Raw genomic sequence first — 25,053 nt, forward strand, 5'->3', positions numbered from 1 at the left:
GGCGATGAGCACAAACATCGTTTTCATCGGCCTGGGCAACATGGGCTTGCCCATGGCGCAAAACCTCGTGCGGGCCGGCCATGCGGTGACGGGTTTCGATCTGGTGCCGGCCAGCGTGCAGCAGTTTGCCGACGGCGGCGGCCTCGTGTCCGACGACCAGGCGGCGGCGATCCGGGCCGCCGACATCGTCATCACCATGCTGCCGGCCAGCCGCCACGTGCTGGGTGCTTATTTGGGTAAGCCTTTGGGCGAGACGGGCATCCTGGCGCAGGCGCGGCCCGGCACCCTGCTGATCGACTGTTCGACGATTTCCACGGAGGCGGCGCGCCAGGTGGGCCGCGCCGCGCAGGACAAGGGCTTGCCCATGCTGGACGCGCCCGTGTCGGGCGGCACGGCGGGTGCCGCCAACGGCACCCTGACCTTCATGGTGGGCGGCGAAGCATCGGCGCTGGACGCGGCGCGGCCCTGCCTGGAAATCATGGGCAAGGCCATCTTCCACGCGGGCGGTTCGGGCTGCGGGCAGACGGTCAAGATCTGCAACAACATGCTGCTGGGGATTTTGATGATCGGCACCAGCGAAGCGATACGCCTGGGCGTGGCGAATGGCCTGGACCCGAAGGTGGTGTCGGACGTGATGGCGAAAAGCTCGGGCCGCAACTGGACCCTGGAGGTGTACAACCCGTGTCCGGGCGTGGCCGAGAACGTGCCCGCGTCGCGCGGCTACACGGGCGGCTTCGGCGTCGACCTGATGCTGAAAGACCTGGGCCTGGCCGTGGAAAGCGCGCTGGCCAGCGGCGCCTCCGTGCCGCTGGGCGCCTTGTCGCGCAATCTGTACAGCTTGCACAGCAAGGCGGGAGCGGGCGCGCTGGATTTTTCCAGCATTTACCGGCTGCTGGGTGAAAAAGCTTAGGGCTGTTGCGCCTGCAGGGCGGCCAGTTCCGCCCTGGCTTTTTCCAGCTTGCCTTCCAGCTTGGCGATTTTCTTCGGCTCTTTATTGGCTTCCTGGGCCAGGCGCAGCGAACGCTCCGTCTGGTTCACCTTGGCCTGCGCCTTGACGATTTTCTTGTTGTGGCGCTCGACCAGGGTACTGTCGCGGCAGTGGGCATTGACCTCGTCGAGCGCGCGGGTGAGGCCGGCGACCTTGTCGGACAGGCCCTGTTCCTGCGCCTGGCGCAATTCGCTGCGGATGCCTTCGCGCTTGGCGGCGCAGCCCGTCAGCTGGGTGTCGGCGGCGCCGGCGGCACCGCTGGCGGCGAGGGCGACGAGCAAGGTCAAGGCGGTTTTCGATAGGCGGTTCATGGCATTCCTGTGTCAGTGGTGGGCTCGTGCAATGTAAGCCTGCCAGCGTGCCCTGTCAAACTTCGCGTGCAGTGCGCGCCTGTCTGGCATGGCATCGGCTACCATGCGTGTTTTCTTCTTCCCGACACCTTCGCATGCCCAAGAAATTTCTCTTGCTGATTCCTTTCCTGCTGCCGTTGCCGCTCCTGGCCCAGACCTCGCCCACCTTGCTCGACCTGCAGCTGATCGCCATCAAGGCCAGGGCTGATGCGGCTAGCCATAGCCCGGAAAGCATCGCCGAATTTGCCGAGACCCGGCGCGTGGCGGAAACGGGCGACGTGGAGGCGCAGCTGGAACTGGCGCGCATGCTGCAGCTGGGCGTCGGCACGCCGCAGGATACGGCGCAGTCGATGGCCTGGATACGCAAGTCGGCCGAAGGCGGCTATGCGCCGGCGCAGGCGGCCATGGGCGTGGCCTACACCCTGGGCGGCAAGGTGCCCATCGACCGCGTGCAGGGCGAATACTGGCTGCGCAAGGGCGCGGCGCAGGGAGATGCAGAAGCGCAAACCATCCTGGCGATGGAATTCATCGATGGCGGCAGCAGTGCCGAAGAGCAGGCGCAGGCCATCACCTGGCTGAAGGCGGCGGCGAACGAGCAGCACTTTGTGCCCGCCTACAATGCGCTGGGCGAGCACCTGATGCGCGCAGCCGTCGATGAACAGGACCGCGGCGAGGCTTTCCAATGGTATTACAGATCGGCGCGCGAAAAGGAGCCGGCCGGCATGCGCAACCTGGCCCGCGCACATGAGCTGGGCCTGGGCGTGGCGCAGTCGGACAAGCTGGCCCTGGTCTGGTACGAGCGGGCCGGATGGAGCGGCGACTTGCCCGCCATGCGGCGCATGATCGAGGTGTATGTCAAAGGCGAACTGGGACAACAGGCGAATGCCGAAGACGCCGCCGAATGGCGCGATAAACTGGCAGAGGCAGTGGCAGAGGCAGAAAAGAAATGAAGACCATCCTGTTTGTATTGAGCCTGGCCCTGGCGCAGCCCGTGCTGGCGCAGCCAGCGTCCACCAGCGAACCGCGCCAGCATCCGGCGCTGGTCGAATTCGATATGTCCGGCCTCGATGACATGCGCGCAAGGGCGCAGGCCGTGATCGACCGCCCGGCCGACCTGTCGCCGGAAAAGGTCGCCGCTTTCGACAAGGCGCGCCGCGCGGCGGAAGGGGGCGATGCTGCCGCCCAGCTGGAACTGTCGCAGATGCTGCACGAGGGCGTGGGCACGCCGCGCGACCGCGACCTGGGCCTGGCGTGGCTGAAGAAGGCGGCCGAAGGCGGCAACGGTCCCGCGCAAGCCTTCCTCGGCGTCGCCTATACGCTGGGCCAGGGCATGGCCATCGACCGCAAGCTGGGCGAATACTGGTCGCGCAAGGGCGCCGCGCAAGGCGTGGAACTGGCCAACTTCACGGTGGCCCAGCACTTTGAAAATATCCACAGCAGCCCGGAAGAACAGGCGCATGCGCTGCACTGGCTGAAGTTCTATGCGGAAAACGGCTTCATCCCCGCCTACAATGAAATCGGCTACCGCCTGATGATGACGGCGCAGGACGAGGCGCAGCGCAAGGAAGCATTCGGCTGGTACATGAAGGCGGCCAAGGCGCTCGATCCGTCCGGCTTGAACAATGTGGCGTATGCGTATGAAGTGGGTCGGGGCGTGCCGCAGAGCGACGAGGCGGCCCTGGGCTGGTACGAGATGGCGGCCATCGCCAAAAGCCCGCCGGGCCAGACGGGTTTCGCGCGCCTGCTGGAACAGGGGCGTGGCGGAGCGACCCGGCAAGGGCCGGCGCCCAAGCCCTTCGAGTTGTACCTGCTGGCGGCGAAGCAGGGCGACGCGGAAGCCATCGAGCGGCTCGTCAAGGTGTACGATAAGGGCGAGCTGGGGCAGCAGGCCAGCCCCATGCGCGCTGCGCTGTGGCGGGAAAAACTGCGGGAGGGCAAAGTCCCCTGATAGACCGAGACGGCGCGAAAACGGCATGCTATCATCATTGTTATCGATAACAATATCATGAGAGACCCATGAATCCCGATTTCCGCTCCAGGGACATGCTCGAAAAGCATATCCTGCACACGATGCACTTTTATCACCCGCGCGCTGTGGACCCGAGCGGCGGCTTCTATCACTTTTTCCGCGATGACGGCACCGTGTACGACGCCGGCACGCGCCACCTGGTCAGCAGCACGCGCTTCATCTTCAATTACGCCATGGCGTACCGCCATTTCGGCGGTGACGATTACCAGGCGGCCCTGCGCCACGGCGTGGCCTTCTTGCGCGATGCGCACCGCGACCCGGCCACGGGCGGCTACGCCTGGCAACTGAAGTGGCAAGACGGCGTCAAGACGGTGGAAGACGGCGCCAACCACTGCTACGGCCTGGCCTTCGTGCTGCTCGCGTATGCGCATGCCTTGCAAGCCGGCGTGACGGAAGCGCGCGCCTACCTGGATGAAACCTTCGAGCTGATGGAGCAGCGTTTCTGGCTGCCCGAGCACGGCCTGTATGCGGACGTGGCCAGCGCCGACTGGGCCACGCTGGACGGCTACCGGGGCCAGAACGCCAATATGCACGCCTGCGAAGCGATGCTGGCCGCTTTTGAAGCGACGGGCGAGGCGCGCTACCTGCATCGCGCGGAAACCCTGGCGCACAACATCACCGTGCGCCAGGCAGGCCTGGCGAACGGCATGATCTGGGAGCACTACAAACCCGACTGGTCGATCGACTGGGAATACAATCTGCACGACAAGAGCAATATCTTCCGTCCATGGGGCTACCAGCCGGGCCACTTCACGGAATGGGCCAAGCTGCTGCTGATCATGGAGCGCCACAGCCGGTTCATGGCCGGTCCGTCGGACTGGCTGCTGCCCCGTGCGCGCGCCCTGTACGACACGGCGCTGGCGAAGGCCTGGGATGGCGCGCATGGCGGCATCCATTACGGCTTCGGTCCGCAGGACGAGATCTGCGACGGCGACAAATACTTCTGGGTGCAGGCGGAAAGCTTTGCCGCCGCCGCCGTGCTGGCCGCGCGCACGGGCGACGACGCCTACTGGCTCAGCTACGACAAGATCTGGGACTACAGCTGGCGGCACTTCGTCGACCACGAACACGGCGCCTGGTACCGCATCCTCACGCCCGGGAACCAGAAAATCAGCGATGAGAAAAGCCCGGCCGGCAAGGTCGATTACCACACCATGGGCGCCTGCTATGAAGTGCTGAACGTGATCGGCGGTGCCGCATGAACGGCGTTTTCCCTACCTTTGTATCGGCCGGCGAAGCGCTGACGGACATGCTGCGCACAGGCGCCGATTGCTGGAGCAGCCAGGTGGGCGGCTCGACCTGGAACGTGGCACGCGTGATGGCGCGCCTGGGCGTGCCCAGCGCCTTTGCCGGCGCCGTCAGCCGCGACGTGTTCGGCGACGCGCTGGCAGCTGCCACCGAAGCGGCGGGCCTGGACATGCGCTTTTTGCAGCGCCGGGCGAAGTCGCCGCTGCTGGCCATCGTGCATGAACTGCATCCGCCCACCTATTACTTCATCGGCGACGACAGCGCCGACCTGCATTTCGACGCGGCGCAGCTGCCGGGCGGCTGGATGCAAGGGGCGCAATGGGTGCACTTCGGCGGCATCAGCCTGGCGCGCGAACCGCTGGCGGGCAAGCTGGTGGCGCTGGCGCAGGAACTGAAGGCGGCTGGCGTGAAGATCAGCTATGACCCGAATTTCCGCGTCATGATGGATGAGCGCTACGACGCCACCCTGCGCCGCATGGTGGCGCTGGCCGACGTGGTAAAAGTGTCCGATGAAGACCTGGCGGGCCTGTTCCGCCACGACGACATCGATGGCGCGTTCGGCGTGCTGCGCGGCTGGAATCCGCAAGCCACCTATTTGTATACGCGTGGCGCGCAGGGCGCTGCCCTGTACCAGGGTGAGCACACATGGCAGGCGGCGCCGCCCGCCATCGAGGTGGTCGACTCGGTGGGCGCGGGCGACGCCAGCATCGGCGGCTTGCTGTACAGCCTGATGTACCGGCCCGATGCGGGCGGCGGCCAGCATTTGCGCTTTGCCGTCGCGGCCGGGGCGGGCGCCTGCCTGGCGGCCGGCGGCTCGCCCCCATCGGTGGAGCTGGTGGAGTCGCTGGCGGCGCGCACGGCGGTGCGCTAGCAGCAGTAGTCCAGCGAGCCGCCCGACGGTCAATGCCGGGGTCGGACCCGGCCGGTCTGATCCCGCGTAACGGGACCCGTCGATGCCCGCGCCATCAAGGTGTACGCCATCAGGTGATGCGTGGCGGGCGCCGTTTCCCCGCTGCGGCGCTGGCGTATCTCGTCGATGACGAGATTGACGGCGGCGCGCGCCATGTCGGCGATGGGCTGGTGGATCGTGGTCAGCTCGGGCCACACGGTGGTGGCGACGGGCGTGTCGTCGAAGCCGCACACGCTGACGTCCTGCGGTACCTGCAAGCCCATGCCGTGCGCCACGGCCAGGGCGGCGGCGGCCATGTCGTCGTTGCTGGCGAAGATGGCGCTGGGGTGCGGTGCTTGCGCCAGCAGCTGGCGCGCCGCATCGAGCCCCGAACGGTAGGTGAAGTAGCCTTGCGCCACCCGGTGGGGCGGCACCCGCAAACCCGCTTCCCGCATGCCGTCCTCGAAGGCCTGGCGGCGCAGCAGGGCGGGCGTGTGTTCCGGGTCGCCCTCGATGAAGCCGATGTCGCGGTGGCCCAGCGCGAGCAGATGGCGCGTCATGGCCAGCGCGCCTGCGTAATCGTCGATGCGCACGGCCGAGACGCCGGGCGAGGGGCGCGCCGTGGCCACGGCGATGGCGGGGATGCCCATGCCGTTCAGCTGGGCCAGCACTGCCGGCGAATCGCACAGGGGCGGCGGCACGAGGATGCCGTCCACGCCGGCCGCCACCAGGCAGTCGATGGCGGTGCGCTGGCTGGCCAGGTCGCCGCAGCGCTCGAGCAGCAGCTGGCCGCCGCCCTGGCGGCACTGGTCCATGGCGCCAACTAAAAATTCGCTGAGGAAGGCCGCGCTGGGGTTGCTGTACAGCAGGCCGATGCGCAGGGTGCCCGTGCGGGCGGCGCGGGCCGCCAGGTTGGGCTGGTAGCGCAGGGCGGCAATCGCCGCCTCGACCTTGTCGCGCGTGGCCGTGCTGACGCTGGCGCGCCCGTTGATCACGCGCGACACCGTCATGGCCGATACGCCGGCCATGCGCGCCACGTCGTGCACGGTGGCGCCGCTGGCGGCATCCAATGCGGCCTGGGCCGCCTTATTCGAGGTGGCCACCGAATTTCAGCTTGCCGCTGATGCGCATGCCGTGCAGTTGTCCCTCTTCCAGCTCGGCGGCGCTGGTGCGCTGCGCTGTGTCGCGCCGCGCCAGGCCCACCGACAGGATATCGAGCATCATCAGCTGCAGCAGGCGCACGATCATGGGCACGAAATTGAGGTTGCCTTCCGGGTGGTTCAGGGTCAGCAGCACGTCGGCCAGCTTGGCCAGCGGCGAACCGCTGGCCGTGATCGCCAGCACGCGCGCGCCGCAGCCCTGCGCCACCTTGACGGTGCGCAGCAGCTCGGGCAGGGCGCCCGAGCGGGAAATGACCAGCGCCACGTCGCCCGGCTTGAGCATGGCGGCGCTCATTTCCTGCGCCTGCGGATCGGCAAAGAAGCTGCTGACGATGCCCAGGTTGAGCAGCTTGTGCTGCATGTCGTCGGCCACCACGCGGGCGCTGCCCACGGCCAGCAATTCCACGCGCTGCGCGCCGCGCAGCAGTTCGATGGCGGCCGTCAGCGCCTTCACGTCGAGCATGTCGCGCATGGCCAGCGCGGCCGAGGCGTTGTTGCCCAGTACCTTGCGCGCCAGTTCCGCGTCGGAGTCCGAAATCTCCACATGGCAGTGCGCCACCGTGATGGCGCCGCCCGTCAGGCCGGAGGCCAGCTTCAGCTTGAAATCGGCCAGGCCCTGCACGCCGATCGAGCGGCAAAAGCGCATCACGGTCGGCTGGCTCACGCCCACCCGCTGGGCGATTTCGGCAATGGGCAGGGTCAGCATGGCGTTCGGTTCCTTCAGGACCCAGTCGGCCACCTTGCATTCCGATGGGCTCATCCTGCCGCGCGCCTGGCGCACGGATTCGAGCACGGGCGCGCCGGAATGGGCGCGCTTGAGCTTTTGCGCCAGGATGGCGGCGATGCCCAGGAACGTGGGCAGTTCGGCCGTGATCAAAAAGGTGGGGATCTGCGCCAGGTATTCGTTCAGGCGGCCCTTCTGTTCGAAGCGGGCGCGGAACTGCGACTGCTCGAACAGGGGCCCCAGGCGCGGCACGATGCCGCCGCCTATATAGATGCCGCCCAGCGCGCCCAGGGTCATGGCCACGTTGCCGGCGATGGAGCCGAGGATGGCGCAGAAGCAGTCCACCGCTTCGATGCACACGTCGCATTCGTTGTTCAGCGCGCGGCTGGTGATTTCGGCCGCCAGCAGGGGCAGCGCATCGGGCTTGCCGGCGCGTTCGGACAGGGCGCGGTAGATCAGTTCCAGTCCCCGTCCGGAAGCGAGGCGTTCGGCCGAGACGTGCGACAGTTCGCGCCAGGCGAAGGACAGCACGTCCATCTCGCGCTGGTCGCACGGGGCGAAGCTGACGTGGCCCCCTTCGCTGCCCAGCGCGATCCAGCGGTCTTCCGCGGGGATCATGCCCGACACGCCCAGTCCCGTGCCCGAACCGAGCAGGCCGATGACGCTGTCGGCGCGCGCCATGCCGCCGCCGATCTGCAGGCGCTGGTCGGGCCGCAGGTAGGGCAGGGCCATGGCCAGCGCCGTGAAGTCGTTCACGACGAGCAAGGTATCGAGGCCCAGCGCTTCGCGCATGGCTTCGATCGAGAAGAACCAGTGATGGTTCATCATGCGGATATTGTCGTCGTCGATGGGATTGGCGATGGCGATGGCGGCATGGCGCACGCGCGCCGAACCTGCAGCGCGCGCCTCGCTGCTATCGATATAGGCGGTGATGGCGTCGAGCAGCGAAGCGTAGTCGTCGCAGGGCAGCACGGCCACCGCTTCCAGGTGGCCCTGGCGCGTTTCGAGCACGAAGCGGGCATTGGTGCCGCCGATGTCTGCCAGCAGGCGCGGCCCGTCACTGAAACGCTCCGCCGGATCGCTGCCTGCTACTTCCATTTTTTCATCAATTTTCATGGCGGTGCTTAGTCTCGTCTGCGTGCGCTGTCGTGGCGGCGCACTGTCGTTATGGGCAAAAACCAAGGATTTTAATTCGTATACGTGCCGCGTGCCGAAAAATGCGGGACGCCTGCGCAATTGCTTGTCCAGCGTGCCAGAAAGGGTGGCGTCAGCGGGAAAAAACAGGGCAGTCAACGCGCAGATCAGTACGCAAATAAAGTGTCGCAGAGTAGTCGTAGGATTACAACATAATATGTTGATATTTGTTCGTAGTATAGTTACTATGTCCCTGCTGGAAAGAATTCTGGCCAGTACATTCGGCCACGAATGACTAGATAAAAACAAATTACTGAGGAGACTTACCATGCTGCATCGCACCATGTTGAAGGCCGTGTTGAAAGCACTGCCAGCTGCCATCGTCTTGGCCATCGCCAGCGGTTCCGCTGCCGCCGATCCCATGTATCCATCCGATTCCGAAGGCTTCCATGGCTACCTGCGCGCCGGCGCCGGCAGCAATACCTCGGGCGACGGCGGCTCGCAAGGCTGCTTCGGCCTGGGCGGCAATACCATGAAATACCGTCTGGGCAATGAGTGCGACGCCTACACGGAGTTCGGCTACACCAAGTCCATCGCCAATTCCGGCGGCGTGAACTACCTGGCCACCATCTGGGTCAACGCCTACGCGCCGAATTCGGATTTCGGCGACAACAAGCTGGGCATCGTCAAGGCCTATGTCGAAGCGCAGGGACTCGATTTCCTGAACGGCGGCACGGCCTGGATCGGTAAGCGCTTCTACTACCGTCCTGACATCCACATGCTGGACTTGCAATACATCAATATGAACGGCACGGGTGCCGGCCTGGACCGCATTCCTGCCGGCCCGGGTAAATTCTCGTACGCCTTCTTCAAGGACAACGACATCAACACCGTGTCGCCGACCGGCGTCGTCAGCACCAAGTCCGCCGTGCGCCAGAACTTTATCTACGGCGAGATTCCCGTGAATGAAAACGGCACCCTGGACCTGGCCGCCACCTACATCATCGGTGAAGGCAAGGACAACGACTTATACGGCAAGAAACACAATGGCTGGCAGCTGTCGGCCTTCCACCGTCAAGCCAAAGTCTTCGGCGGCGGCAATACCTTCGGCGTGCAGTACGGCGTCGGTCCCGGCACGGGCAAGGGCGCGCAGTTCGGCGCGTCGGGCGACACCAATTTCGGCTCGGACGTGAAACGCACGCGCATCTTCAATGACATGGCGATCCAGCCCATGGCCAACTTCGGCATGGAATTCGTCGCCCTGTGGCAAAAAGACGAGTCCAACGCCAACGGTTCCTCGACCTGGACCTCGGTCGGCGTGCGTCCTGTGTACGCGTTCACCAACAACTTCAAGCTGGTGGGCGAACTGGGCACGGACCGCGTGACGCAAGCGGGCGGCCTGCCGGCCAAGCGCCTGACCAAGCTGACCATCGCGCCGACGATCTCGGCCGGTCCTGGCCTGTGGTCGCGTCCTGAACTGCGCGCCTTTGTCACCTACGGCAAATGGAACGATGCGGCCACCGCCTCGGTCAACGCGTCGAACAACGGCGGCCCCATCTACAACAACAATACCAGCGGAACGTCCTACGGCTTCCAAGTGGAAACCTGGTTCTAAGCACCGGACCGAACCTGCTGCGCGGCGCGCCTTGCGGCCTGCGATGCTCACCGGGTTCCAGCCCGGCTGCGCTTCCCGGCCACAAATCGCTGCCGCTCGCGACGGTTTTGTTCAGTGTTGATGTTTGTAATGCAGATCAACCTGGCGCATCCTTCGCGGATGCGTTTTTGGCGCCGTCCCGTGATATAAATGCAATGTAGTCATTTCATGGATCACGGCGCCGTCTTTATACCAAGATGATGCCCGTTTGCAAGCGGGTCTGAGCACAAGAGCGCCGGTACAGGCGCAGATTTCACCTTTTTCGGCCCCCGTATGCCGAAGCCCCCTAAAAGCTTGATCAAAAAAGGAATGTGGAGATGAAACTGAAATTCAAGATTACCCAACTGGCCGCATTGACCACCCTGGCATTCGCCGGCAGCGCCTTTGCGACCGACGTGGAAGTGTTGCACTACTGGACCTCCGGCGGCGAAGCGAAGTCCGTGGGCCAGTTGCAGCAAATCGTGAAAGAAAGCGGCTTCGGCTGGAAAGACTTCGCCGTGGCTGGCGGCGCTGGCGAAAACGCCGCGACCGCGCTGAAAACCCGCGTCATTTCCGGCAATCCGCCAACGGCCGCCCAGATCAAGGGCCCGTCGATCCAGGAGTGGGGCGCGGAAGGCGTGCTGGCGAATATCGATGATGCCGCCATTCCAGGCAAATGGGATGCCGTGCTGCCGAAAGTCGTCGCCGACATCATGAAATACAAGGGCCACTACGTCGCCGCTCCCGTCAACGTCCACCGCGTCAACTGGATGTGGGTCAATCCGGAAGTGCTGAGAAAAGCCGGCGTGGCCACCACCCCGACCACCTGGGATGCGTTCTTCGACGCGGCCGAGAAAATCAAGAAATCGGGCGGCATCGCGATCGCCCACGGCGGCCAGCCATGGCAGGACGCCACCGTGTTCGAATCCGTCGCGCTGGGCGTGGGCGGCACGGAATTCTACAAGAAGGCCATCCTCAAGCTGGACCAGAAGGAATTGACCGGCCCGACCATGCTCAAGGTGTTCGACACCCTGGGCAAGGTGAAGACCTACATCGACAAGGATGCGGCAGGCCGCGACTGGAACCTGGCGACCGCCATGGTCATCAACAACAAGGCCGGCTTCCAGTTCATGGGCGACTGGGCCAAGGGCGAGTTCACGGCTGCCGGCAAGGTGCCGGGCAAGGACTACCTGTGCGTGGCCGCGCCTGGCACGGACAAGGCCTACACCTTCAACATCGATTCGTTTGCCATGTTCACGCAAAAGGATGCAAATGCGAAGAAAGGGCAGATCGCCCTGGCCAACGCCATCATGAATCCGAAGTTCCAGTCGATCTTCAACCTGAACAAGGGTTCCATCCCCGTGCGTTCCGGCGTTTCCAAGGACAAGTTTGACGCTTGCGCCCTGAAATCGATGGAAGACATGGACGCTACCAACAAGAACGGCGGCCTGGTGCCATCGTTTGCCCACGGCATGGCGCTGCCATCGGCCACGCAAGGCGCCGTGACCGACGTCATCGCCAAGTTCATGAATACCAACATGAGCTCGAAAGACGCGGTTGCCGCATTGGCCAAAGCGGCAAAAGTGAAGTAATCACGACGGCGCCGGCACTCCCGCCGGCGCCCTCTGCATCGCATGCATCGCAGGCGCCCGCCCTGGCGTTCGTCCAGGCCGGCGCCACACGCAGTTCTACTTCTACGGCTGTCCTATGTCCATACGCAAGCAATTCGACCGATGGATACCGCAGATGGTGCTGGGCCCCACGCTCATCGCCAGCCTGGTATTCGTCTATGGTTTTATCTTTTTGACCGGTTGGCTGTCGCTGACCGAATCGCGGCTGATGCCGAACTACGAGTTCGCCGGCCTGGTGCAATACGTCGAGCTGTTCGACAATGAGCGCTGGTGGACCTCGCTCAAGAACCTCGGCATCTTCGGTGTCCTGTTCATCGCCTGCAGCATCGCCATCGGCCTGTTCCTGGCCATCCTGCTGGACCAGAAAATCCGCGCCGAAGGCGCGCTGCGCGCCATCTACCTGTATCCGATGGCGCTGTCCTTCATCGTCACCGGCACGGCCTGGAAATGGATGCTCAATCCCAGCCTGGGCCTGGAAAAGGTCATGCACGACTGGGGCTGGACCTCGTTTACCTTCGACTGGCTGGTGAACTCCGACATGGCCATCTACACGGTGGTGATCGCCGGCGTCTGGCAATCGTCGGGCTTCGTCATGGCCCTGTTCCTGGCGGGCCTGCGCGGCATCGATGATGAAATCATCAAGGCGGCGCAAGTCGATGGCGCGTCCTTGCCGACGATTTACTGGCGCATCGTGATTCCCGCCATGCGGCCCGTGTTCTTCAGCGTGCTGCTGATCCTCGCGCATATCGCCATCAAGAGCTTCGACCTGGTCATCGCACTGACGGCTGGCGGACCTGGCAACTCGTCGTCCGTGCCGGCCATCTTCATGTACCAGTTTTCCTTCACCCGCGGCCAGCTGGGCCTGGGCTCGGCATCGGCAATGATGATGCTGGCTACCATCGTGGCCGTGCTCGTGCCGCTGATGTACCTGGAAACGCGCAGCGCAAAGGCGATGAGATGACACCTACACGCAATAATCGCCTCACCCTCGGACGGGTGGTTGTATACCTGCTGCTGATCCTGTTTGCGGTGTACTACATCGTGCCCCTGTACGTGACCCTGTCGACGTCGTTCAAGTCGCTCGACGAGATCCGCAGCGGCAACCTGCTGGCACTGCCGCACGTGTGGCAGTTCGATTCCTGGTCCAAGGCCTGGTCCTCGGCCTGCACGGGCGTCACCTGCGACGGCATGCAGCCGTTCTTCTGGAACTCGATCAAGATGGTGATTCCCGCCGTGCTGATCTCGACCTTCCTGGGCGCCTTCAACGGCTATGTGTTCGCGCACTGGCGCTTCCGCGGTTCGGAAATCCTGTTTGCCGCCTTGCTGGTGGGCTGCTTCATTCCGTTCCAGGTGGTGATCCTGCCGATGGCGCGTTTGCTGGGCGAATTCGGCCTGGCCAATACCACCACGGGCCTCGTCTTCGTGCACGTGGTGTACGGCACGGCCTTCACGACCCTGTTCTTCCGCAACTACTATATCGGCGTGCCGGAAGAGCTGATCAAGGCGGCGCGCATCGACGGTGCCGGCTTCTTCCTGATCTTCCGCAAGATCGTGCTGCCGATTTCGGGTCCGATTTTCGTCGTCTGCATCATCTGGCAATTCACGCAGATCTGGAACGACTTCCTGTTCGGCATCGTGTTCGCCAGCGGCGATTCGCAGCCGATCACGGTGGGCTTGAACAACCTGGTCAACACGTCCACGGGCGTGAAGGAATACAACGTCAACATGGCTGCCGCGGTGATTGCCGCGCTGCCGACCCTGCTGGTCTATCTGGTCGCAGGCCGTTATTTTGTGCGCGGTCTGACCGCAGGCGCAGTCAAAGGTTAAGGAAAGAATATGTCCAGTTTATCGATACGCAGCATCCGCAAGGTGTACACGAATGGCGTCGAAGTCCTCAAGGGCATCGACATCGAGATCAAGGATGGCCAGTTTCTGATCCTCGTCGGCGGCTCCGGCTCCGGCAAGTCGACCTTGCTCAACATGGTAGCCGGCCTGGAAAGCGTCACCTCGGGCGAAATCCTCATCGACGGCAAGGTGGTCAACGACCTGCCGCCGAAGGACCGCGACATCGCCATGGTGTTCCAGTCCTACGCGCTGTACCCGTCGATGACGGTGCGCGAAAACATCGCGTTCGGCCTGAACGTGAAAAAAGTGCCGAAGGCGGAGCAGGAAGAAATCGTCGCCCGCGTGGCCGAAACGCTGCAGATCACCCACTTGCTGGACCGCCGTCCGGCGCAGTTGTCGGGCGGTCAGCGCCAGCGCGTGGCCATGGGCCGCGCCATCTCGCGCAAGCCGTCGCTGTTCCTGTTCGACGAACCGCTGTCGAACCTGGACGCCAAGCTGCGCGTGGAAATGCGCGCCGAGATCAAGCTGCTGCACCAGCGCCTGAAAGCCACCATCGTCTACGTCACGCATGACCAGATCGAGGCGATGACCATGGGCGATCTGATCGCCGTCATGAAGGATGGGGTGGTGCAGCAACTGGGCACGCCGCAGGAAATCTACGACAATCCGGCGAACCTGTTCGTGGCCGGCTTCATCGGCTCGCCGTCGATGAACTTCATTACCGTCAAGCCTGTCATCGAGGGCAACGAGGTATTTGCCGTCATCGACAACGCGGGCAAGAGCATGCGCCTGGTCTTGCCATTCCCGGCCGACAAGCTGCGCAGCCATGCGGGCCGCGACGTGATCCTGGGCGTGCGCCCGGAACAGATCACGGACATGAGCAGCGCGCACGGCGACGTGGGCCAGGAACTGGGCTGCCTGATCGACCTCGTCGAGCCGACCGGTCCCGACACCCTGCTGACGACGCGCTTGAACGGCGCGGCAGTGACCTGCCGCACGCACCCGCGCGAAGCCGTGCTGCCGGGGCAGACCATGCAGCTGTCGTTCAACCTGTCGAAAGCGGCCCTGTTCGATCCGGCCAACGGCGAACGCATCGCGTAAGCAGCAACTGCGATAAAAAACGGCCCGCCTGTCAGCTGACAGGCGGGCCGTTGTCGTTTGCGCCGCGCTTACTTGGCCAGCGATTTTTTATACGCGATGGCGTAGCTCAGCTTGCCCGTCGGCGTGACCAGGTCGTCCAGCGCCGCCTGGCTGAAGACGCCCGTCCAGCCCAGCGCCTGCGCCGTCGCGCCGCCGCTGACGATGTCGCCCGCCTTCAGGCCCGCCATCGCCAGCGAAGCCGTCTTGATGGTGGCCATGTAGCTGCTGGCGTCGCTCGTATCCGTCCTGGCCAGGTCGACGCCGGCCTGCTTGCGCAGCCAGTCGGCCCAGTAGAATTCGAGGAATTCCGTGGCTGTCGATGGCACCACGTAGCCCGCGTCGCGCGTGAAGTAGACGAGGGCGCGGTAGGGATCGTTGCCCAGCGATTTGAGGCCGATGGAGGCCGGCAGCTGGCTGGTGGCGATGGCCTTGTTGCCGCCATCCTTGAGCCAGACCTTGTTGACCTTCTTCATCTGTGCCCAGAAATCGTATTCATTGAGCTTGCTGAAATTGTCCGTCACTTTGACCCACACTTTGAGCTGATGGTTCTGGCCATTGTCCGCATCCCAGAAGGCGCTGAACGTGTGGTGGCCGTCCGTCAGGTACAGGGTGCCGTTCGGGCCGATGACGACGGTCTTCATGTCGCCCGGCTTGGTGCCCACGGCGGACTTGCACTGGAAGGTGGCGGGCGGGGTGCTCAGGGTGGCGCCGGCCACGTTGGCCGTTTTCGTCACCACGTCGTCCTGGCCGTTGGCTTCGCACAGTTCGGCGAATTTCTTCGGCTTGTTGGTCTTGGCCATGATCTGGTCTTCCGCGCCGTAGCGGCCCAGCTTGTAGTAGATCTGGTCGTAGCCGACGGCGGGCTGCGTGGGGCGCAGTTCGTCGAGCGACACTTGCAGGAAGACGGGCGCCGCATCGGTGCCGGCGGCCGTGGCGGCCAGCACTTGCTGGCGCGCGCTCAGGACGGGCGGCGTTTCCAGCACGCTCTTGCCGGTGGCCATGGGCGTGCCGCCATCGATGATCTGCGCGACGATGCTGCCGCTGGCATTGACGATGTCGATATCCGTGCCGCTCTGTTTTACCTGCAGGTTGTCCAGCAGGACGTCGGCCGGGTCCTTGCTGTTCGGCGTCAGGGCGCCATTGACGAAGTCGTAGCTGGCCGCCATGCCCAGGGTCTGCATGGGTGCCGCCAGGGCCTTGCCCAGCTGCGTCTGCGCCGTTTGCAGGCGTGCCGCATCGACGGCGGCCAGGCTGGCGGGCGATGCGCTCGACGGGGTGCTGCCCAGCAGCTGCATGGCGATGACGGAGGTGAGCGGCGTGAGGTTGACGGCCGTTTCCTTCAGCGACAAGGTGTACAGGGTGGCGCCGCCCGCCGGCGTGACGGAGACGAGGAAGGGCGCCTTCGCCGCCGCAGCCAGGGTGATGGCCACCTTGCCATTCGCGTCCGTGGTGCCGCTGCCGACGACATTCTTGCTGGCGTCGAGCACGCTGACGGAGGCGTTCGCCACGGCCTTGCCGGTGGCCGCCACCACGTTCAACAGGCGTGCGGGAGTGACGGGATCGACTGGCACGACGGGCGCCGTGGCGTCGTCGCGGTAGTCGTGGCCGCCGCAGGCGGCCAGGCTGGCGCCCAGCGTCATGGCGATGGCGAGGGATAGAGTCGTGCGGCGAAGGCTGTTCTTGTACATGGTGTCCCGTGATGTCGGCATAAAAAGTGCCGACATGCTAGCGGGCGCAGATGTCAGGATGATGACACGCCCGCATGTCACTGGCGCGGCAGCGACTTCCGGTAGCCGATGGCGTAGCGCAGTTTGCCTTTGTCCCGCGTCAATTCATCGCGTGTCTCGCGGTCGACTTGGTCCAGCGCCCCCAGGTCCGCCGCCGTTTGATGCCGCGCAGGCGCGGCGCACAATGGCCGCGCGCCGTCAGCGGCCCAGCATGCGCAGGCAGGCGGCGGCCACGTCGGCGGCAAAGGCGCTGCTATCGTCCAGTTGCGCGGCGATGGCGTCGTCCGTCACGCCATGCACGGCCGAGTAAATCATCAGGGCCGCCAGGCGCGGCTGGGGCAGGGGCCACGCGCCCGCTGCCGCGCCGCCTGCCAGGATGGCGCCCAGCTGCGCCAGGATGGCGTTCTTGTCGGGATTGTCCGCAGAGTCGATGCCGATGCCGATGCTGCGGCGGTGCTGCGTGTAGACGATGTCGTGCAGGCGCCAAGTGGCCAGGTAAGTGGCCACATTCGCCTGCACCCAGGCGCGCAGCCGGCCCTCCCAGTCGTGCGGCATGCACAGGCCGACTGCCGTTTCCAGGCTGGCCAGGAAACGGGCCGTGTAGCGTGCGGCCAGCGCCGCCAGCATTTCATGCTTGGACGGGAAGTAATGATAGAAGGTGCCTTTCGCCACGCCGGCCAGCGCCGTGATGTCGCTGACGGTGGTCGCTTCCACGCCCTGGTCCAGGAATAGCCGCTCGGCGGCGGCCATCAATTCATCGAGGCGTACTTCGGCCGGCTTGGTGCGGGGGCGGGCGGGGGCCGGCGGGGCGGCATCGGGCAAGACGGTCTGGGTGGGGCGTGTCGTGGTCATGCGCCCAGTATAAGTGAAGCGCGGGCGCCGCCCAAGCATCCGCGTGCACACGGTGGATTTTTAATTGACCGACGGTCGGTCGATGGTTATGATGAAAGCGAACTCATACTTAGGAGCGACTCCATGCAGCGTTATCGCCGTGCGGCCCTGGTGGCCGCCGCCTACCTGGGCACCTTTCTTGCCTCGCTCGACATCAGCATCGTCAACGTGGCCCTGCCCACCCTGCAAACGGCGCTGGCGACGGACATGGCGGGCTTGCAGTGGGTGGTCAATGCGTATGCGCTGTGCCTGTCGGCCTGCATGCTGTCGGCCGGGCCGCTGGGCGACCGGCATGGCCACAAGCGCATCTGGCTGCTGGGCGTGGCCCTGTTTACGGCCGGGTCACTGCTGTGCGCGCTGGCCGCCAGCCTGCCCCTGCTGCTGGCCGGGCGTGCCGTGCAGGGCGTGGCGGGGGCCCTGCTGATCCCGGGCGCCATGCCCATCCTCAGCCATGCCTTTCCCGACCCGCGCGAACGGGCGCACGTGATCGGCGGCTGGTCCGCCTTCAGCGCGCTGGCGCTGATCCTGGGGCCGCTGCTGGGCGGCATGCTGCTGGAAGCCACGGGCTGGCAAAGCATTTTCCTGATCAACCTGCCGCTGGGCTTGCTTGCCCTGCTGCTGGGCGCCTGGGGCATCCCCGAGCGCCGCTACCACGGGCAGGCGGCGCTGGACCGGACGGGGCAGGTGCTCAGCATCGTCTGGCTGGGCGCGCTCACCTATGCCTTGATCGCGCTGGGCGAGTCCGGGCACGGCGGCAGGTACGCGTGGCTGGCGCTGGCCGTGGCGCTGCCGGCCTTCGCCGCCTTCCTGGCCGTGGAAGCGCGCGCGCCGCGCCCCTTGCTGCCGCTGCGGCTGTTCCGCGACCGGACCTTTGCGCTGGTCAACCTGGCTTCGCTGGTGCTGGGCTTTGCCTGCTACAGCAGCCTGTTCTTCTTTTCGCTGTACCTGCAGCAGATCCAGGGCTGGGCGGCCGGCGCCAGCGGCTGGCGCATGTTGCCGCAGTTCGCGGCCATGGCCATCGTTTCCCTGTGTTTCGGCCGCCTCAGCCGTCACGTGCCGTTGCGGCGTCTGATGCTGGGGGGCTATGTGCTGGCGGGACTGGTGCTGCTGGCCACGGCGGCCCTGGCACCGTGCACGCCGTATGTCATCGTGGGTAGCTTGTTCGGCCTGCTGGGCGTGGCCATGGGACTGGCCGTGCCCGCCACCGGCCTGCTGGCGATGGCCAGCGTGGAGGGCGGGCGTGCCGCGCTGGCGTCGGCCGTCCTGAATGCCTTGCGGCAGGCGGGCATGACCCTGGGCGTGGCCGTGCTGGGCAGCGTGATGAACGTGCGCGCCGCCGCGCTGCTGGAGCGGGCGGGGCAGGTCGTGGCACTGGCCGCCGGCTTCCAGCTGGCCATGCTGCTGGCGGGGCTGGCGTGCCTGGCCGTGGCCTTGCCGCTGTACTGGCTGCCGCCGGAGTAAGGCTCAGGCAAGCAGATCGCTGGGCACGCGGGGCGAGGACATCAGGTCGCGGAAGGCGGCCCAGTGTTCGGCGCGCGTCGCGCCCTGGCGTTCGACATAGGCTTTCGCCATGTCCTGGCCCAGGTTGTAATTGATCACATAGGCACCCATGGCATCGTAGAACTGCAGGCGCTGTGCGGACTTTTCGGCCGGATACAGGCGCACGTTGACCAGCCATTCCAGCGCTTGCTCGCGGGTCAGGCTGCCTTCGAGGTACTGGCGCGCGATGTCGTTGTCGGCATAGCCGAGCTTGGCCAGCAGGCGGTTCAGCTGGGCGTAGCGGGGCGCCAGCGCGGGGTCGAGGCCGGCCAGCGGGTACAGCACCTGCTGTTCGAACGCCAGCCGCTCTGCATCCGTGAAACTCAGTTCGATGCCGTAGTTGGCCGTGCCTTCGGCGATCAGCGATTGCGGCGAATACAGCGGATAGATGCAGTACTCCATCCAGCCCTTGCCGCGCACCAGGTCGCGCTCCAGCAGCACGTTGTACACGTGGTGGCCCGGATACGCTTCGTGGCAGCCGAGGTCGACCGCGCGGTCTATATACACGGGCAAGTCGGTATTGATCTGGATCACGCTCTGGTAATTACCCTTGTACCAGTTGTAGCCGCTCCACGGCTTGTCGGTGACAAATTCCAGCACGAAATCTTCGCCTTCGGGCAGGGCGATGTATTGCAAGGTGCGTTCACGGCCCGCGCGGATGGCCGCATCCATGACGGCGCGCAGCTTGTCGGCGGGAATGACGAGTTGCGCGCGCAAGGCGTTCACGCGTTCGCTGACCGTGCCGTCGCCGGGCAGCAGGGTGTCGATCTCCGCCACCAGCTGTTCGTACCAGGCGCGGCTGTGATGGGGCGAGACGGCGTCGTACAAGCGCGCGCTTTCCGTGTCGAAATCGAGGCGCGATCCCTGCAGCATGTCCGCCTTGGCCAGCAGCGCTTGCAGCTGCTTGCGCAGGTTGAGGGCGCGCAAGGAGGCGTCGCCGGCCAGCAGGGCCAGCGCGGTGTCCGCGGCAGCCTGGATGTCGCTCAGACTCTGCGGCTGGGCGTTCGCCTGCTGCTGCCAGGCGGGCGGGCCGTAATAGGCGTCCACATACGAGGCGTCGTGCCGGCCCATGGCCAGGACCAGCTTGACGTAGCGCTCGGCCACGTCGGCAAGGAGGAGAGTGTTGCTGTCGTTATTGGTCATGGCGGCAAGGTTGTTCGCGGTTGGCAGGCGCTTATTGTATAGCGCATTGGCGCAGGCGTGAGGCGTACGGTGGCGACCTCCTTTCCGTATAGTAATTGGAAAAAGACATCTTGATATGGCTCATTGAACCCGGCATTCGCGGCCTGCGCTGCGCGCTTTGACGGCAAGATGGGAGGTCGTCTTTTTATCTGCAGGCGTGATTTTCTCCTCGATCCTCCTTCGTTTATGGACGAACATGACATACGACAGATCATTTTATGGCTGTGCGGGAGCGCAAGCGCGTGACGACAAGCGCGTGACGACAAGCGCACGCAGTGGAAAGATATCGAATGCGCCTGCTGGCACGACTGGAGGGAGAGGGGACATGAGCGAGGACATCCGCAAACCACCGAGAGACCGCTCGCAGGACGAGGCGATGGCCGGACTGTACCGCGACGATCCCGCCTTCGCCCTGGAGCTGATCAACAATATCCTCGCCGAGGGCGACCATGGCGAACTGCTGGCCGTGCTGCGCCAGCTGACGCGCGCCTTTGGCGGCGTGCCTGCCGTGGCGCAGGCGGCCAGGCTCAACCCTACCCAGCTGTACCGGACCTTGTCGCCCGAAGGCAATCCCTCGCTCGCCACCTTGACGGCCATCCTCGACGCCATGGGCTTGCGCCTGGCCGTGGAACCCAGGCAGCCCGAACGTCCATTTCCCCCGCCGGCTGCCTGAGCCCCCTGGCGGCTTAAAACTCCACGGGCCGCGCTTCGCGCATCGCTTGCGTCATGGCCAGGCCGATGCGCGTCGCTTCCGTCGCGTCGTGCAAGGTCAGGGACAGGGTGCGCCGGCCCAGCGCCGCATCCGTGAATTCCTGCGCCTCGATCAGGAAGGCGTCGGCGAAGCGGGCATAGAAATCCGGCGTGCACTCATTGCGCACGCCATGCGCATCCGAGATTTCCACCCGGTTCAGGCGCGGATTGCTGCCCACGGCCAGGCGGCCGCCCGTGCCGAACACTTCCGTCAGGGTTTCATGGCCGTGCGCCATGGTGCGCGAAGCCATGAAGCTGGCCATGCTGCCATCGGAAAACTCCACCGTCGCCAGGCCGTTGTCGACGTCGCCGAACGCCTGCAAACCCGTGTGGATGGCGTTGGTGCCGCTCGCATACACGCGCTTGGGCACGGGATTGCCCAGCAGCCAGCGCGCCAGGTCGATATCGTGCACGCTGCAATCGAGGAAGATGCCGCCGCTGGTGGGGGCGAAGCGCATGAAGGCGCCGCTGGGATCGTTCTGGTCGCAGGTCTGCGAACGCACCAGGTAGGGTTTGCCGATCAGGCCTTGCGCGATCTTTTGCTGCGCGTCATGGTAGCTGGCGTCGAAACGCCGCACGAAGCCGATCATGACGGTCAGCTGCGGGTGGCGCGCCGCTTCCGCTTCCACCTTCAGGCAGTCGGCCAGGTCCAGCGACAGCGGTTTTTCGCAAAATACGTGCTTGCCCGCGCGCAGGGCGGCGATGATCTGGTCCGCATGCAGCGACGTGGGCGTGACGAGGAACACGGCGTCCAGGCCAGGGTGGGCCAGCAGGGCGTCGTAGTCGGCATAGCCGGTGGCGATGCCGAGCGTGCTGGCGGCCCAGTCCAGTTCCGCTTGCACGGGACTGCAGGCGGCCACGACTTCGGCGTTGGGCACGCGCTGCGCCAGGTTGATGGCATGGCGCTGGCCCAGCCGGCCCAGGCCGACGATGCCGACTTTTAATGTTGGGGATGACATCTTGTCTCCAGATATTTTTATTGTTGAGTTATACAGTGACCACGCGCTGTTCGCGCCACGACAGGGTGGCCGCCTCGGCCAGTTCCAGTGCCTTCAAGCCATCGTGGACGGTGGTGCGCAGCGGCGTGCCGTGGCTGAGGGCATCAAAGAAGTGCGCCATTTCCTGCGCGTAGGCCACGCGATAACGTTCGAGGAAGAAGTCTTCCGGCTTGTCCACGCTGACGTTCGCAGAGCCATACGCCGTCACTTCCGTCGGCCTGTGGTTGCCTGCCTGCAGCATGCCGGCGCTGCCCAGCACTTCGAAGCGCTGGTCGTAGCCATAGGCGGCGCGGCGCGAGGCATTGATCTGGCACAAACGTCCCTTGGCCGTGCGGATGGTGACGACGGCCGTGTCCAGGTCGCCCGCCTCGCCGATGGCGGGGTCGACCAGGCAGCTGCCCGTGGCGTGCACGCTGACGGCTTCATCGTCGAGTATCCAGCGGAAGATGTCGAAATCGTGGATCAGCATATCCTTGAAGATGCCGCCCGAGACCTTGATGTAGCTGACGGGCGGCGGACCGGGATCGCGGCTGGTGACGACCAGCAATTCCGGCGTGCCGATCTCGCCCGCTTCGATGCGCGTCTTGACGGCGTTGAAGGTGGGGTCGTAGCGGCGCTGGAAGCCCAGCATACACAGCACCTTGGCTTCCTTGACGGCGGCGGCGCAGGCGCGCGCCCGGGCTATCGTCAGGTCGACGGGTTTTTCGCAGAAGATGGCCTTGCCGGCGGCGGCCGAACGCAGGATCAGGTCCGCGTGCGTGTCCGTGCTGGAGGCGATGACGACGGCCTTGATGGCCGGGTCGGCCAGCGCCGTTTCCACCGTGGCGCTGCTGCCGCCATGCAGGCCGGCCAGCGCGGCAGCCGCTTCCTGGTTGACGTCGACCACGTATTTGAACTGCACGCCGGGTTGCGCGGCCAGGTTGGCCGCGTGGATCTTGCCGATGCGTCCGGCGCCAAACAATGCTACTTCAATCATCATGTTCTCCTGGGGTGTGGATTTCTTCGATGTCGAGCTCTAATTTGTATGCCAGCGCGATGAACAGCGCCTGGCACAGGCAGATGGTGCTGGTCAGCGAGCGGAAGGCAAAGGCGCTGCCCTCGGTGACGGTGAGCAGCGCGTCGGCGGCCCGCGCGAGCGGGGCCAGCTTGCTGTCGGTAATCACGAGGACCTTGGCGCCCTTGTCCTGCGCCGCCTTGATGCACTGCTGGGTTTCCTTGCCGTAAGGCGAGAAACTGATGGCGATCGCCACATCGCGTTCGCGCACGCTGCGCATCTGTTCGCGGTGCATGCCGCCCAGTCCGCTAATCAGGTGCACGCGCTTGTCCGTGTGTTCGAGCGCGTAGGCGATGTAGGAGGCGATCGGAAAGGACCGGCGCACGCCGATCACATAGATGTTGTCCGCTTTCAGCAGCAGATTGACGGCCGCTTCCAGCTGCGCGTCGTCGAGTCCCGCGGCGAGGTCGTCGAGGCCGGCGCGGCTGGCGCCGACGAATTCGCGCGTCAGGTCGCCCGCGGTGAGGGCCGCGTCGCGCGTGGAAATGAGCTTGCGGATGCGCTGCTGGTAGTCGGGCGTGGCGCCGGCCTGGTCCGTATAAGCCTGGCGGAACACGTCCTGCATTTCACTGAAGCCCGTGTAGCCGAAGCGTTGCGCGAAGCGCACGATGGCCGATGGCTGCACGTCGCAGGCGGTGGCGATGTCGCTGATGCGCTCGAGCATCAGGCTGGCCCGGTGTTTCTCGATGTATTGGGCAATGACTTTCAGCTGGCGCGACAGATTGTCGTACTCGGCGGCAATGTGCTGCATCAGCTGTTCGATGGGGGCGGTGGCTGCCATGGTTTTTTCCTCGGTTGCTTGCTGGGCCGCAGGATTGCTGCGGCAGGTTCTGGCGAGAATTATAGGAGTGAATTCAGAAAATAGAAATGATTTTCTATTTAAATTTATTTTGAAAATTTTATTGCATTTGTCTTTTTTGTGGCCTAAGCTGTGCGCAGTGCATCGGTTTGCATGCCGCAAGGCCAGGCCGGTGACACCCTTCATAAAAGCTCGCAACTATAAAAAATAATCCGTCTAGGAGACATTCATGCATAGCAATAAAAGCAAGGGTTTGTTGAAGTGTCTGGCCATCGCCAGCCTGGGTCTGAGCCTGGGATTGAGCACGGCCACCAGCCATGCGGCCGGCGAGAAATTCGTCATGGTCAGCCATGCGCCGGACTCTGATTCCTGGTGGAACACCATCAAGAACGCCATCAAGCAGGCTGGCGAGGACTTCAACGTGTCCGTCGATTACCGCAATCCGCCGAATGGCGACCTGGCCGACATGGCGCGCCTGATCGAGCAGTCGGCGGCGCGCAACTATGATGGCTTGATCGCCGATATCGCCGACTTCAGCGTGCTGCAAAAACCGCTGGGCACGGTGGTTGCCAAGAAAATCATGCTCGTGACCATCAACTCAGGCACCCTCGCGCAAAGCGAGCAGCTCAAGGCCATCATGCACGTGGGCCAGCCCGAGTATGACGCGGGCCTGGGCGCGGGCAAGCGGGCCAAGGAAGCTGGCATCAAATCGTTCGTGTGCGTGAACCACTATGCGATGAATGCCTCGTCGTTCGAACGCTGCCGCGGTTTTGCCGATGCGCTGGGCGTCGATTTCAAATCCTCCACGCTCGACACGAATGGCGTCGACCCCGGCGTGATCGAGAGCAAGGTCAGCGCCTATCTGCGCAGCAATCCGAAGACGCAGGCCGTGCTGGCGCTGGGACCGGACTCGGCGCCGCCCGCCATGCGCGCCGTCGAGAAAATGGGCTTGAAGGGCAAGATGTATTTCGCCAGCTTCGACTTGTCGGAAGAAATTGCCAAGGGCATCAAGGATGGCAGCATCCAGTTCGCCATCGACCAGCAGCCCTACCTGCAAGGCTATATTCCTGTCGCCGTGATGGCCATCATGAAACAGCAGAAGATCACGGACCTGGCCAAGGTCAAGGAAATTCTCATTGCCAATCCGAAATACCAGGCGCGCCTGGCGGAATACGGCCTGACACCGATCTATGGCCCGCGCCACATCAGCTCCGGCCCCGGTTTCGTGACCAAGGACAACATCGCCAAGGTCGAAAAATACGCCGGCCAATACCGCTGATCTTCTCAATTGCCAGTGTGTGAACGACGCCGCGCTGCCTTCGGGCAGGCGGCGTACTGGACC

22 protein-coding genes are annotated in these 25,053 nt (G+C 64.7%); 13 read left to right on the forward strand and 9 right to left on the reverse strand.

The window, feature by feature from the left end:
• The first annotated feature begins 4 nt into the window (after positions 1-4).
• Positions 5-910, forward strand: coding sequence for a 3-hydroxyisobutyrate dehydrogenase (gene mmsB / locus GCN74_RS02415; RefSeq protein ID WP_152255194.1), 906 nt, complete (start codon positions 5-7; stop codon positions 908-910).
• Here the strand turns inward: mmsB and GCN74_RS02420 are convergent.
• Positions 907-1,299 (reverse strand): DUF1090 family protein, encoded by a 393-nt coding sequence (locus tag GCN74_RS02420; RefSeq protein ID WP_152255195.1) that lies wholly within the window; start codon positions 1,297-1,299, stop codon positions 907-909. The genes mmsB and GCN74_RS02420 overlap by 4 nt on opposite strands.
• Before the next feature lie 134 nt (positions 1,300-1,433).
• Here GCN74_RS02420 and GCN74_RS02425 point away from each other — a divergent pair, with 134 nt between their 5' ends.
• From GCN74_RS02425 to GCN74_RS02440, 4 genes are all read left to right on the forward strand, one after another.
• Positions 1,434-2,288 carry a tetratricopeptide repeat protein gene (locus tag GCN74_RS02425; RefSeq protein WP_152255196.1) on the forward strand — a complete coding sequence of 285 codons (855 nt, stop codon included), beginning with the start codon at positions 1,434-1,436 and terminating at the stop codon, positions 2,286-2,288.
• Positions 2,285-3,286 carry a tetratricopeptide repeat protein gene (locus tag GCN74_RS02430; protein WP_152255197.1) on the forward strand — a complete coding sequence of 334 codons (1,002 nt, stop codon included), beginning with the start codon at positions 2,285-2,287 and terminating at the stop codon, positions 3,284-3,286. The genes GCN74_RS02425 and GCN74_RS02430 overlap by 4 nt, the downstream gene beginning before the upstream one ends.
• Positions 3,287-3,354: 68 nt before the next feature.
• Positions 3,355-4,569, forward strand: a complete 1,215-nt coding sequence (locus tag GCN74_RS02435; protein ID WP_152255198.1) for an AGE family epimerase/isomerase — start codon at positions 3,355-3,357, stop codon at positions 4,567-4,569.
• The gene (locus GCN74_RS02440) at positions 4,566-5,486 is read left to right on the forward strand and encodes a carbohydrate kinase family protein (protein WP_152255199.1); all 921 of its coding nucleotides are present in this window, start codon (positions 4,566-4,568) and stop codon (positions 5,484-5,486) included. Before GCN74_RS02435 ends, GCN74_RS02440 begins: the two co-directional genes overlap by 4 nt.
• Positions 5,487-5,515: 29 nt before the next feature.
• On the opposite strand, the gene GCN74_RS02445 is transcribed toward GCN74_RS02440, so the two are convergent.
• A complete protein-coding gene (locus tag GCN74_RS02445) occupies positions 5,516-6,607 on the reverse strand; it encodes a LacI family DNA-binding transcriptional regulator (RefSeq protein ID WP_152255200.1) in 1,092 nt (363 codons plus the stop codon).
• Positions 6,591-8,504: a glucokinase gene (locus GCN74_RS02450; protein ID WP_152255201.1), complete on the reverse strand. Its 1,914-nt coding sequence runs from the start codon at positions 8,502-8,504 to the stop codon at positions 6,591-6,593. The genes GCN74_RS02445 and GCN74_RS02450 overlap by 17 nt, the downstream gene beginning before the upstream one ends.
• A 346-nt stretch (positions 8,505-8,850) precedes the next feature.
• Here GCN74_RS02450 and GCN74_RS02455 point away from each other — a divergent pair, with 346 nt between their 5' ends.
• The 5 genes from GCN74_RS02455 to GCN74_RS02475 all read left to right on the forward strand — a co-directional run bounded on the left by GCN74_RS02455 (position 8,851) and on the right by GCN74_RS02475 (position 14,732).
• Positions 8,851-10,137 (forward strand): maltoporin, encoded by a 1,287-nt coding sequence (locus GCN74_RS02455; protein ID WP_152255202.1) that lies wholly within the window; start codon positions 8,851-8,853, stop codon positions 10,135-10,137.
• Positions 10,138-10,493: 356 nt separating this feature from the next.
• Complete coding sequence (locus tag GCN74_RS02460; protein WP_152255203.1) at positions 10,494-11,747, forward strand: ABC transporter substrate-binding protein; 1,254 nt, start codon at positions 10,494-10,496, stop codon at positions 11,745-11,747.
• 115 nt (positions 11,748-11,862) lie between these two features.
• Complete coding sequence (locus GCN74_RS02465; RefSeq protein WP_076573023.1) at positions 11,863-12,747, forward strand: carbohydrate ABC transporter permease; 885 nt, start codon at positions 11,863-11,865, stop codon at positions 12,745-12,747.
• Positions 12,744-13,613 carry a carbohydrate ABC transporter permease gene (locus GCN74_RS02470; RefSeq protein WP_034777933.1) on the forward strand — a complete coding sequence of 290 codons (870 nt, stop codon included), beginning with the start codon at positions 12,744-12,746 and terminating at the stop codon, positions 13,611-13,613. Before GCN74_RS02465 ends, GCN74_RS02470 begins: the two co-directional genes overlap by 4 nt.
• Positions 13,614-13,622: 9 nt before the next feature.
• Positions 13,623-14,732 (forward strand): ABC transporter ATP-binding protein, encoded by a 1,110-nt coding sequence (locus tag GCN74_RS02475; RefSeq protein ID WP_152255204.1) that lies wholly within the window; start codon positions 13,623-13,625, stop codon positions 14,730-14,732.
• 68 nt (positions 14,733-14,800) lie between these two features.
• Here GCN74_RS02475 and GCN74_RS02480 read toward each other — a convergent pair whose 3' ends face one another.
• Positions 14,801-16,480, reverse strand: coding sequence for a ParB-like protein (locus GCN74_RS02480; protein ID WP_193316939.1), 1,680 nt, complete (start codon positions 16,478-16,480; stop codon positions 14,801-14,803).
• A 216-nt stretch (positions 16,481-16,696) separates the two neighbouring features.
• The gene (locus GCN74_RS02485) at positions 16,697-17,350 is read right to left on the reverse strand and encodes a TetR/AcrR family transcriptional regulator (protein ID WP_152255206.1); all 654 of its coding nucleotides are present in this window, start codon (positions 17,348-17,350) and stop codon (positions 16,697-16,699) included.
• A gap of 123 nt (positions 17,351-17,473) precedes the next feature.
• Here GCN74_RS02485 and GCN74_RS02490 point away from each other — a divergent pair, with 123 nt between their 5' ends.
• Positions 17,474-18,850, forward strand: a complete 1,377-nt coding sequence (locus tag GCN74_RS02490) for an MFS transporter (protein ID WP_152255207.1) — start codon at positions 17,474-17,476, stop codon at positions 18,848-18,850.
• A 3-nt stretch (positions 18,851-18,853) separates the two neighbouring features.
• Here the strand turns inward: GCN74_RS02490 and GCN74_RS02495 are convergent, their stop codons facing one another.
• Positions 18,854-20,071 (reverse strand): hypothetical protein, encoded by a 1,218-nt coding sequence (locus tag GCN74_RS02495; RefSeq protein WP_226938832.1) that lies wholly within the window; start codon positions 20,069-20,071, stop codon positions 18,854-18,856.
• Positions 20,072-20,435: 364 nt separating this feature from the next.
• Here GCN74_RS02495 and GCN74_RS02500 point away from each other — a divergent pair, with 364 nt between their 5' ends.
• Entirely contained in the window at positions 20,436-20,783 is a 348-nt protein-coding gene (locus GCN74_RS02500; protein WP_152255209.1) for a DNA-binding protein, read from the forward strand.
• 13 nt (positions 20,784-20,796) lie between these two features.
• Here the strand turns inward: GCN74_RS02500 and GCN74_RS02505 are convergent, their stop codons facing one another.
• The 3 genes from GCN74_RS02505 to GCN74_RS02515 are packed head-to-tail and all read right to left on the reverse strand — an operon-like array spanning position 20,797 to position 23,693.
• The gene (locus GCN74_RS02505; RefSeq protein WP_152255210.1) at positions 20,797-21,819 is read right to left on the reverse strand and encodes a Gfo/Idh/MocA family oxidoreductase; all 1,023 of its coding nucleotides are present in this window, start codon (positions 21,817-21,819) and stop codon (positions 20,797-20,799) included.
• 28 nt (positions 21,820-21,847) lie between these two features.
• Entirely contained in the window at positions 21,848-22,834 is a 987-nt protein-coding gene (gene iolG / locus GCN74_RS02510) for an inositol 2-dehydrogenase (protein ID WP_152255378.1), read from the reverse strand.
• A complete protein-coding gene (locus GCN74_RS02515) occupies positions 22,827-23,693 on the reverse strand; it encodes a MurR/RpiR family transcriptional regulator (protein ID WP_152255211.1) in 867 nt (288 codons plus the stop codon). The genes iolG and GCN74_RS02515 overlap by 8 nt, the downstream gene beginning before the upstream one ends.
• A gap of 247 nt (positions 23,694-23,940) precedes the next feature.
• Here GCN74_RS02515 and GCN74_RS02520 point away from each other — a divergent pair, with 247 nt between their 5' ends.
• Positions 23,941-24,990: a sugar ABC transporter substrate-binding protein gene (locus GCN74_RS02520; protein ID WP_152255212.1), complete on the forward strand. Its 1,050-nt coding sequence runs from the start codon at positions 23,941-23,943 to the stop codon at positions 24,988-24,990.
• The last annotated feature ends 63 nt before the right edge of the window (positions 24,991-25,053 follow it).

The sequence above is a fragment of the Janthinobacterium sp. FT14W genome (assembly GCF_009208755.1).
GTDB lineage: Bacteria > Pseudomonadota > Gammaproteobacteria > Burkholderiales > Burkholderiaceae_D > Janthinobacterium > Janthinobacterium violaceinigrum.